Genomic DNA, 14,154 nt, shown 5'->3' with positions numbered 1-14,154 from the left:
TAATAAAATACATATTATCGATTTAACATATTCCACTTCGGAATAGTTTGATTATATTTTATTGTTCAAAGCAAAAAACAGGCTAGAACATTATGTTCCAGCCTGTTTCTTGATTAGTGATTCTTTTAGAAATAATATCCATTCTTTCGTAACTCTGTTAACATAGGCACCCTTTTTCCAAATTAATCCGAGATGCCAATATATCTTTTCACCTTCAAGTTCAATCATTGTCACATCATCACTCATTTGTTCAGCAATACTTTGTGGCACAATAGACAGACCAAGTCCTCTTTCTATCATATTGCTGATAAAGGTAAGCTGTGATATTTTAGCAACTGTCTTTGGATAGAAACCCTCTTTCCTGCAGTTCTCAATAATCATATCTCTTAAATAATAGTCATCGTGAAACAAGACAAATTCTTCATCTTTCAATTCTCTGATTGAAACTTGATGTCTCTTGGCAAGTTTATGTGACTTATTCACTACTAAAAACAATTCCTCTTTATAAAGTGACACGCTGTTATATTTAGATGAGTCTACTGGTAATGTCGTCACACCAATATCTACTTCATCTTTATTAATATAATGTTCTACCGCTTTACCGCCACCTTCAGTAACTTCGTATGTGACGTTAGAATATTTACCATGAAAATTCTCGAGACTATCTGTTATAAGATCCACTTTAATCATAGGCGACAAACCTAATCTAATATGTCCACGTTGCACTTCAAAGATATCATTCAGTTCGAGCGTCAAATGATCAAACAGCGTTAAGAATTCTACCGCTTTATCGTAAAATACTTCGCCAGTATCTGTTAGTTTAATGTGTTTTTGTGAACGATCAAAAAGCGTGACATCAAATTCGTTTTCAAGGTTTTTTACAGCTTTACTAATTGTAGATTGCGCTACAAATAAATGTTCTGCAGCTTGGGTCATACCACCATTTCTAACAATTTCCACAAAATATTTTAACTGTTTAAATTCCATTTGCTATACCTCATTTCATGGATTTCATGACAGACTTAAAGCGAACAAATAAATACGATAAGTATAATAATCGGAATGATATATCTCATTAAGAATTTCCATAATTTAAACCATTTTAAAGACAGTTGATTACCCATTTGGAATTCTCGTTTTACGATAGCTTGATCCATTCTAAACGAAATAAATATTGCGATTAGTAAACAGCCAATTGGTAATAATATGTTGCTCACTAAATAATCTGTTGCATCAAATATAGACTTTCCAAAAATCGAAACATCTGCAAGAACACCATATGATAGTGATGACGGAATACAAGCGATAAATGTCAATAAGCCTAATATCCATACTATTTTTGAACGCGATCTTTTGCCTTCTTTTTCGAAAGCTGAAATGATAATTTCAAATTGACTAAATGAAGAAGTCAATGTCGCAAATAAGAATAACAGTAAAAATAACGTTAAGAATACTGAACCAAATGCCATTTGACCAAATACATTAGGTAATACGATAAATAATAATCCAGGACCTTCAGTAGGTTCTAATGAGAATGCAAATACAACTGGGAATATCGCCATTCCTGCTAATATAGACACGATAATATTCATAATCGATACTGACATAGCTGACGTTGGTAAGCTTTCTTTTTTACTTAAATATGAACTATAAGTAACCATACATGAGAATCCAACAGCTAAAGCGAAGAATGACTGACCTAACGCATATAATACGCCTTCAGCTGAGAAATCTTTAAAGTTGAAACTAAAGAAGAAAGATAAACCTTCAGACGCACCTTCTAAAGTTACTGCTCTCACAACAAGAATAATAAAGAATATAAATAATAAAGGCATTAATACATTATTGGCACGTTCAATACCTTTTTTAATACCAAAGTTTAACACAACAACATTCATCAATATAAAGACAAACACACCGATTAATACAGTAAATGGTTCGCCTATAATTTGTTCAAAGACTTTACCGTAGTTTGTACCATCAGATATAAGATTGCCTGTTAATCCCAATGCTGTATAGATTGTAATCCAACCACCTACAACACTGTAAAAGGATAATAATAAGAAACATCCAATAACACCAAGTCTGCCCGTTATTCTCCATGGTGATTTAGGTGCTAGCGTATCATAGGCCGCAACAGCTTCTTTGTTTGTTGCACGTCCAATGATAAACTCCGAAATCAACATCGGTAATCCGATAAATAATGTAAATATAATAAATAACAATAAGAAGGCGCCACCACCGAATTGACCTGCAACATAAGGAAATTTCCATATTGCGCCAATACCGATTGCAGCACCTGCTGATGCCATAATAAATCCTATCTTAGATGACCATTGATCTCTTTGATTGACCATGTTATCACTCCATTCAGTTCTTCCTTAATTGAAGTATAACGTAAATTAATCATCTACACAGTAAGAATTTTTATGACATTTGTTCTACATCTGTAAATATACTGCCCATTTTTATAGCAGCATTATCCGAAAACATTAAATCTAAATTATCTTGAGATTCTTGCGCGTGTTCTTCAGAAGCTTTGTACATTTCATCTTCGTAAGCTGCTATCACATCTTCTAAATTGTCATGATTTTTAAATGCACGTGCTAATAAATACGCATCATATAATGCTGTATTAACACCTTCGCCAGCGAATGGGCTCATAACGTGAGCGGCATCACCTAACAATGTCACATTCGATTGTCGTTCCCATTTGAAACCAATTGGTAATTTATAAATTCTTCTAAATAAAGGTTGATCATCAGCGTATGAAATGTATTTTAAAAGCTCTTTATCCCAATCTTTAAAATCTTGTAATAAACGTGATTTTAGTTGGTCAGGTGACAAAGCTTTATACGTATCTAAATCTTTATAAGGCATGCGATAAGTGACATAAACTTTAATTGATCCATCACCGTTCAATTGCCCGAGTATAGCTTGATCACCGCCAAGCGCCATGATTTTACCATTCTTATTAAAAGTGACTTTAACTTTATGATTATCTAACGTTTCTATTGCTTTAAATTCATAATGGTAACGGATGTTTTCTGGATTAATTTCGTTAAGAATCATATCGCAAAGTTCACTACGATCAATCTCTGGTCTTCCGCCTTCACCTTCTGCATCATCTTCAAAATACAATGTGCCATCTGGTCCTAGAATTTTTGTATCTTCGCCTTCAAATCTTGCCATACTTTTAAATGTTTCAATAAGACCAGCTTCTTTAATCGGCAATTGTCCGGATTCTTCGTGAATGTCTAACGAACCACCTCTATTGCCATTAATATTGCGCTCACCTTTTTCAAATATCGTAAATGGAATCCCTTGTTTCTGTAATAACAAACCGAGCATTAAGCCACTAGGACCTCCACCTATAATTGCGACTTTATTATTTTTATTGCTTTTCAACATGTTTACCTTCTTTTTAGTTTTTATATAAGTTTTTTGCTTTTTCTTTTGTTTCATTTATAAATGATTCGAATTTCGCTTTTTTCTCATCATCTTCCATTGCTTTAATATCAACATTTTGGAATCCTTCTAATCGTTTCGTAAATTCATCTTGATCGATGTTTTCATTTAAAAATGTTTCGCCTTCATCTGTAATTGTATAAACTTTTTTATTACCATCTTTAGAAATTGATACAAAGTCTCTATCTTCTAACATTTGTAAAATTGGATAAACTGAACCTGGACTTGGTGCATAGAATCCTTTAAACCTTTCTTCTAAATCTTTAATGACTTGATAACCATGTTTCGGTTCTTCTTTTAACATTTTTAAAATAATAAATTGTAAGTTCCCTTTCTTAAAGAAACGATCTCTTCCCGGATGACCGCCAAAACCTTTACCAAAATCAAAGCCATCACGATTCATCATATGACCTCTGTGATTGTTAAATCTTCCCTCAAAATTTCTTCTAAACATATAATCACCTTTCTTCTTTTCGATATATCGGAATAAATTTTATCGACATCTTTTCACACCATATTTTTTACAATTTTATGTAATTTTCATGGAATTCCCTAATACTGAGAATGTTTCTCATATAATATAATTGAGATATATAGAAGGTAAATATTTTAAAGGAGGTCATTACATGATTACTAAAGAGCGTCATGTTGCTGATGTCGTAACAGATATTCCAAAGTCTGCTGATATTTTTCGTAAATACGGTATCGACTTTTGTTGTGGAGGTGATGTATCCATTGATGAAGCCGTTTCTAATAATAAAAAGGTCGATTTAGAAACATTGTTAAATCAACTCAATAGCATACCTGTCGATCAACAAAATGGTGGAATTGATATTAAATATTTAGATGCTTCATCACTTATTCAGTACATTCAATCTCGATATCACAAAGCTTTGAGAACTGAATTTCAAAACTTAACACCTTATGTTACAAAGTTGGCTAAAGTTCACGGTCCAAGTCATCCATATTTATTAGAACTAAAGGACTTATATACTAAATTGAAGTCTGCATTATTAGAACATATTGACGAAGAAGATCATCAGTCGTTCCCTAAACTTTTAGATGTATCAGCAGGTAAACAAGTTGATCAATTAAACGAAACGATTACATCTTTAGTTGATGAACATGATGAAGCTGGACAATTATTACGAGAAATACGTGCCATCACAAACGATTACCAACCACCTCTAGAAGCATGTGGTACTTGGAGACTTGTCTATCAACGTTTAGAACAATTAGAACGCGACACACATGAACATGTTCATTTAGAAAACCACGTATTATTTAAGAAATACAAACATCTACTTTAAAAACTTTTTAAAGGAATGATTCATTATAAAGAAAGAAGTAGGACATACATTTTTAGCAAAGTTAGGTAAGAAAAGATTAAGACCTGGTGGAAAAATTGCGACAGATTGGCTCATTAAAAAAGGGCATTTCACGAAAGATAAATATGTATTAGAAGTTGGATGCAATATGTGTACAAAAGCTATGCAAATTGCAAAAACTTACGGATGTAGAATTGAAGGTGTCGACTTAAATGCTAAAGCTCTAGAAAAAGGTATTAAAAATGTATCATCTGCAAACTTATCTCATTTAATTAATGTTCAAAAAGCTAATGCGATGAACTTACCATTTGAAGATGAACAATTTGATATAGTATTAAATGAAGCGATGCTTACAATGTTGCCAATTAAAGCGAAAGAACAAGCATTAAAAGAATATTATCGCGTCTTGAAACCAGGTGGCATCGTATTAACACATGATATCGCCATTATTAACGTTAAATCTAAAGATGAAATTATCCATCATTTAAGCGATGCCATTAACGTTAAAGTAACCCCACTACCAACAGCAGAATGGTATAAACTTTATCAAGATGCTGGTTTCAAACAAATAGAATCGCACATTGGTGCGTTAACACTTATGACACCAGCTGGTATGATACGAGACGAAGGTGTATTTGGTACACTTAAAATTTAAAAAAATGCCTTAAAAAAAGAAAATCGCTCTATGTTCTTTAATATGTTTAAAACAATGAAACGATATAAAAAAGATATGAATTATATTGTTCATGCTGTTAGGAAATAACCGTCTCAACAGATATAATAGTTATAATATAACTATTAACTGAATTGGAGATGTAAACATGAAATTAAATAAAATGGACCATGTAGGTATAATCATTGAAGATTTGGAATCTGTTAAAGAATTTTTTAGTACGTTAGGATTGGAACTAATTGGAGAACAAAATATTAACGGTGAATGGATTGGCAATATTTATGGTGTAGATGCTTTAGAAGCAAGCATTGCTATGATGAAAGTTCCTCACGATGAAACAGCTATAGAACTCATACAATTTCGTGATCAATCATCAACGACTAACAAATCTATACATTTCCCAAGAAATATAGGTGCTAGTCATTTTGCATTTTCAGTTCAAAATATTGAACAAGTTGTAGAACAATTGGCCACAACATCTTCTCATGTGATTGGAGAAATTACGCAATTCGAAGACATCTACAAATTGTGTTATATCAAAGGTCCAGAAGGCATTTATATCGAATTAGCAGAAAAACTCAAATAAGTTATGATAAAAACATTTTGGAAATCAAGATAAATGGTTTCTAAAATGTTTTTATTTGTATTTTAGTGGAATATTATATATAATAATTGTAAAAAAATAGGAGGTTGATAGATGGAACTCACACTATATAACAAGGCAATCTTTGGTCGAATAGATGCCAATCAAGACACCCAAGAAATTTATCGACAAATCCAAGGAGAAGAAGGTGAACAAATTGTACAACAAATGTTAGATAAAGAACTTAAGTTAAATTATGTACATAACATTGAATTAAATATAAAGAACCAAATTCAACTCGATTTCCTCATTGTAGATGATGATAAGATGATTAATTTAGAAGTTAAACACTATAAAGGCGACTATTATATCATCGATAATCAAATGAAAAATAGTTACGGAAATATATTCCAAACCCCTTTTTCACAAATGAAAAGAGCTGAATATGAACTCGAACTGATTAAATCACATCTCAATATTAAACGAGATATTATATCTTATCTCGTATTTACAAACCCCACATTTACACTTCACTCTGACATACCTAATCGTAAACAGGTACTGTTACCAACAGAGTTACACAAAATTCCAAGGCTATTGAATAATTTTAAAGTAGACGAAAATAGAGCCATCCTCAATAAAATCAAAACACTTAAGCAAGACTTTTCCAAGACCTATCCTAGACATATGATTCCATTCGAGCAAATCAAACCAGGCTTAAGATGTCCACATTGCCGTAAAATCAACCAAATACAATTAGATAAACGAATGAGATTCGGTCATTGTATGTATTGCTCAAGACAGATACAGAGACAGTTACTTTACTTAGAAAATTTAAAAGAATTATACGTATTAAAAAATGAGCCATTTACATTGAAAGAAGCAGAATTGTGGTGGGGATGCGCATGCTATCAGAAGAGTATGTAAAAGTCATTTTAAAAAGAAAGGAAAACATAAAAGTTATTTTTATTTATAGAATATTACCTTCTTAAGTATGAAATTTGGGCTCTTCTTGGCTTTACTCCTTCTTTAAGCCAAGACTTAGGCAATCTCTTGGCTTTACTACCTCTTTAAGCCAAGATTTGAGCCCAAATTTATAAAATGACTGTATGTTTTTGTATATTTCTAATTTTTAAAAGTGAATCTACAGACCCCATCTCCCTAGATTCACCCCCCTCAAAAATTAAAACCATGGTATCAGCACTCAAGCTGAAACCATGGTTTTATTCATGCCCACCATATATTTCCTAATGATTCGTTTATATTCACTGTTTGTAAATTATGTGCTGCTTTTTGGAATCCTTCTTCTACTGACATGATTGGGTCTTCATGTTCTATACTCACTACATAATCATATCCATTGATTCTCAATGCACTTATAATATCTCCCCATACTTGTGGGCTATGTCCATAACCGACTGTTCTGAATGTCCAAGCTCGTGTTTGAACTGAACTATACGGCTGCATATCTGTTAATCCGTACATATTGACATTTTCTTGGTCGATATAAGTATCTTTTGCATGAAAATGATGAATCGCACCAGCTTTACCTAAAATTTTAATAGCTGCTATCGGATCAATGCCTTGCCACCATAAATGACTCGGATCTAAGTTCGCACCAATCGCATCGTTTGTCGCTTCTCTAAGTTTTAAAAGTGTATGTGGTGTATGTACTGAGAATCCAGCATGTAGTTCAATACCTATTTTAACGTTGTGTTCTTTAGCAAACTGCGCCGCTTCTTTCCAATAAGGTATCAACTTCTTCTCCCATTGCCACTCTAATATTTCTGAGTAAGCTGTTGGCCACGGTGTTACTGGCCAGTTTGGATGTTTAGCGTCTTCATCTGACCCCGGTATACCTGAAAATGTATTAACAACTGGGACACCTAGAATTGAAGCTAATTTTACCGATTTAATAAATGTCTCATGTGCTTGTTTAGCATGTTCTTTATCTGGTGAAACAGGATTGTCATGACAACTAAATGCACTGATTTCTAATCCGCGTTTCTTGATAGCATCCATAAATGCTTGTCTTTTACTTTCATCTTCTAACAATTCATCTACATTACAAAAATGGTTACCCGGATTCCCACCTGTACCGATTTCGACCATTTTCAATCCTGAATCTGCAACATGATCTAACATTTCTTCAAACGTTTTATCTTGAAAAAGTACTGTAAATACACCAATTTTCATATGTAACACCCCTTATTTTAATTTAACACTCGTACCTTGTTCACTACTTTCATAAATTGCATCTATTAATGCACTCACGCGTCTTGCTTCTTCAGGTTTCACGACTAGCGACTCTAGTCCTAAACAACTGTTCACAAAGTTTAAAGTCTGACGTTCTGCAGCAATATTTTCATTATGTTCAGCATATGCTTGTTCGTTGAAAAATGTACCAAATCGAGGTTGATAAATTTCAAATGGATAAAGGTTAATGCCACCATCTACACCAGACATACTTAAGTGAATTTTATCTTCTTTAATATTCGCAGACCATGAGCATTCAAACTGCATCGTTGAACCGTCTTCAAATGTTATAAATGAAGATACATGATCATCTACTTCAAACGTTTCATGATCAAACGTTCCCCAATCATTGATTTGATTAGGTGTCTGACTTAAACGGTTGTACGTCTTGCCTAATACTTCGACTGGTTTCGCATCAGTTTGTAACCATAAAGCAAGGTCTAATAAATGGCATCCGTAATCAATTAGACTGCCGCCACCTTGAAGTTGTTTATTTGTAAACACACCCCAACCTGGCACTTTTCTTCGACGCAATGCTTGTACTCTCGTTACAAGCGAATCACCTACAACACCTTCATCAATTGCACGACGAGCTGTTATTGCAGCATCTGTAAAGCGATAATGATAGCCTATTGCGAGCACTTTACCGGATTGATTTGCCGCTTCAATCATTGCATCACATTCTTCTCGATTCATAGCCATTGGTTTCTCACAAAATACATGTACACCTGCATTTAACGCTGCAACTGTTATTTCTGCATGAAATTTATTTGGTGTACATATGACGACTGCATCTACACTTTTAAACATCTCCTCATATTCTGAAAAGACATTTGGAATTTGAAATTGTGATGATACTTTTTTAGCGAGTTCTTGATTAACATCTTGTACACCAACAATTTCAACTAAGTGATTTAATTTTTGTAAAGCTGGTATATGTCTGTTTTGTGCGATACCGCCGACACCTATAACACCTAGTTTAAGTTTATCCATAAATATAATCTCCTATTTTATTTCTTACTAATTTCTTCTAAAGGTTGTGCGTTACCATATTGATGTTTAGGTGTGCGGTCATTTTTCGCCCACTTAACAGCATTTTTAATAACTTGTTGAATTTCTTCATTATAATAAGTAGGGTAACTTTCGTGTCCCGGTCTAAAATAAAAAATCTTTCCGTTTCCGCGCTTAAATGTCGCACCACTTCTAAATACTTCTCCACCTTCAAACCAACTAATAAATACTGTTTCATCTGGTGCCGGTATATCAAAGTGTTCGCCGTACATTTCTTCTTTTTCCAATTCAATATATTGCCCTAATCCATCTGTAATTGGATGTGTTGGATCAACTACCCAAAGTCGCTCTCTATCATCTGCTTCGCGCCATTTTAAATCACATGTCGTTCCCATCAAACTTTTGAATATTTTAGAGAAATGTCCAGAATGTAACACGATAAGACCCATACCATCTAGTACACGTGCTTTTACTTTTTCGACGATTTCATCTTTCACTTCATCATGTGCTTTATGACCCCACCATAACAAGACATCAGTCTCAGCTAAGACTTCATCCGTTAATCCATGTTCCGCTTCATCTAATGTTGCTGTTTTAACGTCATGTTCTTCGCCTAAAAATTCAGCAATAACATTGTGAATACCATTAGGATAAACTGCTTTAATTTCTTCACTTTCTACTTCGTGTCTATATTCATTCCATACTGTTATGTTCATTAATAAAACCCCTTCTTAGTCAAAATATACTGCTTTACCTGTCTTAGCTGATTCATAAAGTGCTTCTAATATTTGTGTAATCACAATTGCTTGTTCTGGTTTCACAACAGGCTCTGTATCATTAAGAATACTGTCAATCCAACTACGTGCCTCTACTTCAGCTTCGTCTACTTTTTCACCTTCATAAAAGTCAACGCCTTTATTTTCAAGTTCTACTTGCGTTGTATATAAAGAACCAAAGTCTTCTCCGTGGATTCTTAAGCCATCTTTCATATCGGCACCGCCTTCAGTACCAGATAATGAACATTTTGCTTCATCTACTTCTAAAGAGTTTAACGCCCAACTTGATTCAAGCATGATTGTTGCACCATTTTTCATCTTAATAAAACCGAAAGCTGAGTCCTCTACTTTGAACTTTTCAGGATCCCATGGTCCCCATGCATTAGCTGCATTTTCTTTCTTACCTAATTTATGGAAAGTTGAACCCATTACTGATTCTGGTTCGTAATTATCCATCATCCATAATGTTAAATCGAGTGCATGTGTCCCAATATCAATTAAAGGACCGCCACCTTGTTGTTCTTCATCTAAGAAGACACCCCAAGTCGGCACTGCTCTACGACGAATAGCATGTGCTTTTCCGAAATAAATATCTCCTAAGTCACCACGCTCTGTCGCTTTATGTAAATATTGACTGTCAGGTCTAAATCTATTTTGATAACCAATCGTAAGTTTCTTGCCATTACGTTTAGCCGCTTCAATCATTTCTTGTGCTTCTTCTGTCGTCTTGGCCATAGGTTTTTCACACATAACATGTTTACCTGCATCTAATGAAGCAACCGTTAATTCCTTATGAGAACTGTTCGGTGTACATACATGAATGACATCAATAGCATCATCCTTTAAGAGTGATTGGTAATCTTCGTAAACTTTCGCATTCTCCGTACCATATTCCTTAGCTGCTGCTTGTGCTTTATCAATATCAATATCACAAAAAGCAACAATGTTCACTTCAGTTATTTTTTGCAAACTCGGTAAATGCTTACCATTCGCAATACCACCACAACCAATAATTCCTACATTCAAACTCATATGTACAACCCCTTTTATGTATTTATGCGACAGTTAATAATATTAAGCAATCGCTTACATTTTGTTTATATAACTATGTTAAAATAAAAAACAATAAACACCAACGAATAACACTTGTAAAGACACTTATATTTTACATCTGAATATATTTTCATAAGTTAAAAATATTTTCAGTATGATAAATAGAAAAACAACTGAATTATGTGAAGTAAAAGACCACAAACAAAATCGCATATTATAAAAATACCACCTCATTTCTACCTGATTTAATCAGCAAAATGAGGTGGTACTTATTTATATTTTCACTTCAGTTGTTTGTGTGTATGAATGTTCTCCGAGGTTAATCATGGATTCTGATATATTTCGTGAATGGTAACCGATTCTTTCGAGGATGGATATCATGTCGATATATACAAGGCTACCTTCTGGTGAACATTCTCCAGAGCTTAATCTCTTGATATGTTTTTTACGTAAGTCATGCTCTAGTACATATGAGTCTTGGCTTCGTTTCACAACTTCGTCTTTTTTCAGATTGTCATAAACATCAAATACTTCAAAAGTTTTTTCATATGAAATTTTTACGTGATCATATAATCGTTCGATACTTTCTTCTGCTTTTGATGAAATTTGAATATCAGCTGATTGTTTCTTCTGCAATTCTTCTAAGTATGATTCTGTTAAAGTTGATACTTTCAATATTGTTCTATTAACATCATATAAAACAGATAGCCTTTCAGCATCTTTAGCTGATAGTTTCTTCTCAGATAATTTATTTAAATATTGACGTACATTATCATACATATTATCTACTGCAAGGTGTTTATCTTTATGCTTTTTAATTGCTTTTTCATCAATATTTTCAACATTATTCAACATTGAAACAGTCATTTTACCGATATTTTGAATTTCATCTTGAGCCTCTTGAAGTGCGATACTAGGCGCTCGATTAATTAAATTATTATCAAGATATTTCGGTTTATACTTCTCATTTACATCTTCACCTGGAATGATTTTCGTTACAATCCAAGTTAATGCAAAGATGAATGGTAGTTGTATAAGTGTATTTGTTACATTGAATGTTCCGTGTGCAAATGCTATAACCATTTTTGGATTTAAATTCATAGCGTGTTGAATCCATTCCATCGCCATTTCATAAAATGGTAAAATTAATAAGAATATTGTCGCACCGATAACATTAAACATAACATGCGCCATTGCAACACGCTTAGCAGCGATAGAGCCTGCTAAACTTGCTAATACAGCTGTAATCGTCGTTCCAATATTATCACCTAATAAGATAGGTAATGCACCATGCAATGAAACTAAATCATTTGTATAGAAACCTTGTAAAATACCAATCGTTGCACTTGAACTTTGCACGATTAACGTCACAAATGTACCTGCAAGTACACCTAATATCGGCGTAGAAGACATATCTAACATAATTTGTTTAAAGCCTTCTAAATTAGCAAGTGGTTTCACCGCACCACTCATTAATTCTAGACCATAGAATAGTGATCCAAATCCGAAGAAAATCATACCGATATTTTTAACTTTTCTTTTTTGAATGAAGAAAATTAAAAACGCTCCTAATGCTAGTATTGGTAAAGCATATTCACCAATGTTAATCCCAATAATAAACGCTGTGACCGTCGTACCGATATTGGCACCCATGACAACACCTATTGCTTGTCGCATCGTCATAAATCCAGCACTTACGAGTCCGATTGTGATAACCGTTGTTCCCGAACTACTTTGTATTAAAATTGTCACGATCATACCTGCAAGTACACCCATAATAGGATTACTTGTAAATCTATTTAATATACCTCTTAATCTATCTCCTGCTGCTGCTTGTAAGCCATCGCCCATTTGTTTAATGCCGTATAGGAAGATACCTAAACCACCGATGAATGTAAAAATCATTTGTAATGCCGAGAGTTCCATAACACACCTCTTTAAAGTTATTGTAACCATTGTGAATAATAAACTATAATTGTTAAGCTAATGTAAATTTTTAATTAAATTTTATTAAAATTATGATTATCTTTCTATTTTTTATTTTTAAAGGGTTTTCATTATCGATTTCTGGCAATTATTAATTAAAAAGTTCTTCTATATTATGATGCATTTTAAAAATCATCATACGTTCACCTGTACGTGAACTTAAATCTGTATGGAAACTTTTGACGTCTTGTTGGGTAATATCAAATATCATTTGGTATAAATGTTCCATATCTGATTCTACTAATTTTGAACGTGTACGTTTTATACTCAATAAACCTTCTTGTGTTTCACATACGCTATATTCTGCAGGTGTAAGGACACCTTGTAAATCAACAATAATCATATCTCTTAAAATATCTGTCTTAACAGATAGAGAGCCTCTACCTAGATATTCTTTTTCCCATTGTGTAATGGCTTTACTAATTTTTGATTCACATGCTCCTTTAGTCATTTCCATATTTGTCTCTCCTTAATGCTAATTTTGCTTTATGTTAAATGTTCAGCAATTGTTTCAATATTATTTTGATTGATGGTCATACCGTTTATTGTAATACCAGATGGTATTAGTGGATGATTAGACACTTGATGAATGCTTTGTTTAATACTTTGATGAATATCACTTTCACCATTTAACCATTCATGAATATTGTCACTACTAAACTCAGGCTTACAATTTTCAAATAAGTAATCAAGTGTTTTAATTTTTTCTGTATGACTTTTGACACTTTCAGGTAATGCGATCACTTGTTTATCGTCTGACTTTCTAATGATATAAACATGCTCTATATCATATTCGTAAATCGCGATAATAATAGACCGCATCACATCACCATATGCATGCGCAATTTCTGCCTGAAAGCTTTGTATCGACATCACATGATTTGGGTTGAAATTTAAAGATTCTACAAGTTGGCTTTCTAGATGTGTATTTAAATCAGATAGTATGAGTATATTTTTTTCATCATTCATATTATACATCCTCTCGAGTCCTGGACATAAATTGTTTTCCTGCTCATTTAT

General features: G+C 33.2%; 14 protein-coding genes and 1 pseudogene. 4 read left to right on the top strand and 11 right to left on the bottom strand.

What is annotated here, in order from left to right; genetic code table 11:
* Window positions 1–90 precede the first annotated feature (90 nt).
* From cidR to LQ686_RS07225, 4 genes are all read right to left on the bottom strand, one after another.
* Window positions 91–987 (bottom strand): cidABC operon transcriptional activator CidR, encoded by an 897-nt coding sequence (cidR, locus tag LQ686_RS07240; protein ID WP_107565373.1) that lies wholly within the window; start codon window positions 985–987, stop codon window positions 91–93.
* A 35-nt stretch (window positions 988–1,022) separates the two neighbouring features.
* The gene (locus LQ686_RS07235; RefSeq protein WP_025907258.1) at window positions 1,023–2,357 is read right to left on the bottom strand and encodes a sodium-dependent transporter; all 1,335 of its coding nucleotides are present in this window, start codon (window positions 2,355–2,357) and stop codon (window positions 1,023–1,025) included.
* A gap of 70 nt (window positions 2,358–2,427) precedes the next feature.
* Complete coding sequence (locus tag LQ686_RS07230) at window positions 2,428–3,408, bottom strand: FAD-dependent oxidoreductase (RefSeq protein WP_432760107.1); 981 nt, start codon at window positions 3,406–3,408, stop codon at window positions 2,428–2,430.
* Window positions 3,409–3,424: 16 nt separating this feature from the next.
* Window positions 3,425–3,922 carry a PadR family transcriptional regulator gene (locus LQ686_RS07225; protein ID WP_204166964.1) on the bottom strand — a complete coding sequence of 166 codons (498 nt, stop codon included), beginning with the start codon at window positions 3,920–3,922 and terminating at the stop codon, window positions 3,425–3,427.
* 172 nt (window positions 3,923–4,094) lie between these two features.
* Between LQ686_RS07225 and scdA the strand changes: the two genes are divergently transcribed.
* From scdA to LQ686_RS07205, 4 genes and pseudogenes are all read left to right on the top strand, one after another.
* Complete coding sequence (scdA, locus tag LQ686_RS07220; RefSeq protein WP_025907252.1) at window positions 4,095–4,778, top strand: iron-sulfur cluster repair di-iron protein ScdA; 684 nt, start codon at window positions 4,095–4,097, stop codon at window positions 4,776–4,778.
* A gap of 25 nt (window positions 4,779–4,803) precedes the next feature.
* A pseudogene (locus LQ686_RS07215) lies at window positions 4,804–5,559 on the top strand (class I SAM-dependent methyltransferase).
* A gap of 58 nt (window positions 5,560–5,617) precedes the next feature.
* Window positions 5,618–6,055 carry a VOC family protein gene (locus LQ686_RS07210; protein WP_107565369.1) on the top strand — a complete coding sequence of 146 codons (438 nt, stop codon included), beginning with the start codon at window positions 5,618–5,620 and terminating at the stop codon, window positions 6,053–6,055.
* A gap of 111 nt (window positions 6,056–6,166) precedes the next feature.
* Complete coding sequence (locus LQ686_RS07205) at window positions 6,167–6,979, top strand: nuclease-related domain-containing protein (protein ID WP_239733240.1); 813 nt, start codon at window positions 6,167–6,169, stop codon at window positions 6,977–6,979.
* 300 nt (window positions 6,980–7,279) lie between these two features.
* On the opposite strand, the gene LQ686_RS07200 is transcribed toward LQ686_RS07205, so the two are convergent.
* From LQ686_RS07200 to LQ686_RS07170, 7 genes are all read right to left on the bottom strand, one after another.
* A complete protein-coding gene (locus LQ686_RS07200) occupies window positions 7,280–8,248 on the bottom strand; it encodes a sugar phosphate isomerase/epimerase family protein (RefSeq protein WP_025907246.1) in 969 nt (322 codons plus the stop codon).
* Window positions 8,249–8,260: 12 nt separating this feature from the next.
* A complete protein-coding gene (locus LQ686_RS07195; RefSeq protein WP_182476214.1) occupies window positions 8,261–9,301 on the bottom strand; it encodes a Gfo/Idh/MocA family protein in 1,041 nt (346 codons plus the stop codon).
* A gap of 17 nt (window positions 9,302–9,318) precedes the next feature.
* On the bottom strand, window positions 9,319–10,035 hold the full coding sequence (locus LQ686_RS07190; protein ID WP_025907242.1) for a ThuA domain-containing protein: 717 nt from the start codon (window positions 10,033–10,035) through the stop codon (window positions 9,319–9,321).
* Between the two features lie 15 nt (window positions 10,036–10,050).
* Window positions 10,051–11,127, bottom strand: coding sequence for a Gfo/Idh/MocA family protein (locus LQ686_RS07185; protein ID WP_107565367.1), 1,077 nt, complete (start codon window positions 11,125–11,127; stop codon window positions 10,051–10,053).
* A gap of 294 nt (window positions 11,128–11,421) precedes the next feature.
* The gene (locus LQ686_RS07180; protein ID WP_107565366.1) at window positions 11,422–13,074 is read right to left on the bottom strand and encodes a Na/Pi cotransporter family protein; all 1,653 of its coding nucleotides are present in this window, start codon (window positions 13,072–13,074) and stop codon (window positions 11,422–11,424) included.
* A gap of 151 nt (window positions 13,075–13,225) precedes the next feature.
* The gene (locus LQ686_RS07175; protein ID WP_025907236.1) at window positions 13,226–13,591 is read right to left on the bottom strand and encodes a Na-translocating system protein MpsC family protein; all 366 of its coding nucleotides are present in this window, start codon (window positions 13,589–13,591) and stop codon (window positions 13,226–13,228) included.
* A 29-nt stretch (window positions 13,592–13,620) separates the two neighbouring features.
* Complete coding sequence (locus tag LQ686_RS07170) at window positions 13,621–14,103, bottom strand: carbonic anhydrase (RefSeq protein WP_107590451.1); 483 nt, start codon at window positions 14,101–14,103, stop codon at window positions 13,621–13,623.
* Between the last annotated feature and the right edge of the window lie 51 nt (window positions 14,104–14,154).

This window comes from Mammaliicoccus sp. J-M41 (genome assembly GCF_022385935.1).
GTDB lineage: Bacteria > Bacillota > Bacilli > Staphylococcales > Staphylococcaceae > Mammaliicoccus > Mammaliicoccus sciuri_A.
Note: the sequence above shows the minus strand (reverse complement) of the source record. Positions and strands in the feature narration are given on the sequence as shown.

Coding starts and splice junctions, on each gene's coding strand:
- LQ686_RS07235 (WP_025907258.1), bottom strand. CDS start 2,357: ATGGTCAATCAAAGAGATCAATGGTCATCTAAGATAGGATTTATTATG.
- LQ686_RS07190 (WP_025907242.1), bottom strand. CDS start 10,035: ATGAACATAACAGTATGGAATGAATATAGACACGAAGTAGAAAGTGAA.
- LQ686_RS07195 (WP_182476214.1), bottom strand. CDS start 9,301: ATGGATAAACTTAAACTAGGTGTTATAGGTGTCGGCGGTATCGCACAA.
- LQ686_RS07175 (WP_025907236.1), bottom strand. CDS start 13,591: ATGGAAATGACTAAAGGAGCATGTGAATCAAAAATTAGTAAAGCCATT.
- LQ686_RS07210 (WP_107565369.1), top strand. CDS start 5,618: ATGAAATTAAATAAAATGGACCATGTAGGTATAATCATTGAAGATTTG.
- cidR (WP_107565373.1), bottom strand. CDS start 987: ATGGAATTTAAACAGTTAAAATATTTTGTGGAAATTGTTAGAAATGGT.
- LQ686_RS07200 (WP_025907246.1), bottom strand. CDS start 8,248: ATGAAAATTGGTGTATTTACAGTACTTTTTCAAGATAAAACGTTTGAA.
- LQ686_RS07185 (WP_107565367.1), bottom strand. CDS start 11,127: ATGAGTTTGAATGTAGGAATTATTGGTTGTGGTGGTATTGCGAATGGT.
- scdA (WP_025907252.1), top strand. CDS start 4,095: ATGATTACTAAAGAGCGTCATGTTGCTGATGTCGTAACAGATATTCCA.
- LQ686_RS07225 (WP_204166964.1), bottom strand. CDS start 3,922: ATGTTTAGAAGAAATTTTGAGGGAAGATTTAACAATCACAGAGGTCAT.
- LQ686_RS07205 (WP_239733240.1), top strand. CDS start 6,167: ATGGAACTCACACTATATAACAAGGCAATCTTTGGTCGAATAGATGCC.
- LQ686_RS07180 (WP_107565366.1), bottom strand. CDS start 13,074: ATGGAACTCTCGGCATTACAAATGATTTTTACATTCATCGGTGGTTTA.
- LQ686_RS07170 (WP_107590451.1), bottom strand. CDS start 14,103: ATGAATGATGAAAAAAATATACTCATACTATCTGATTTAAATACACAT.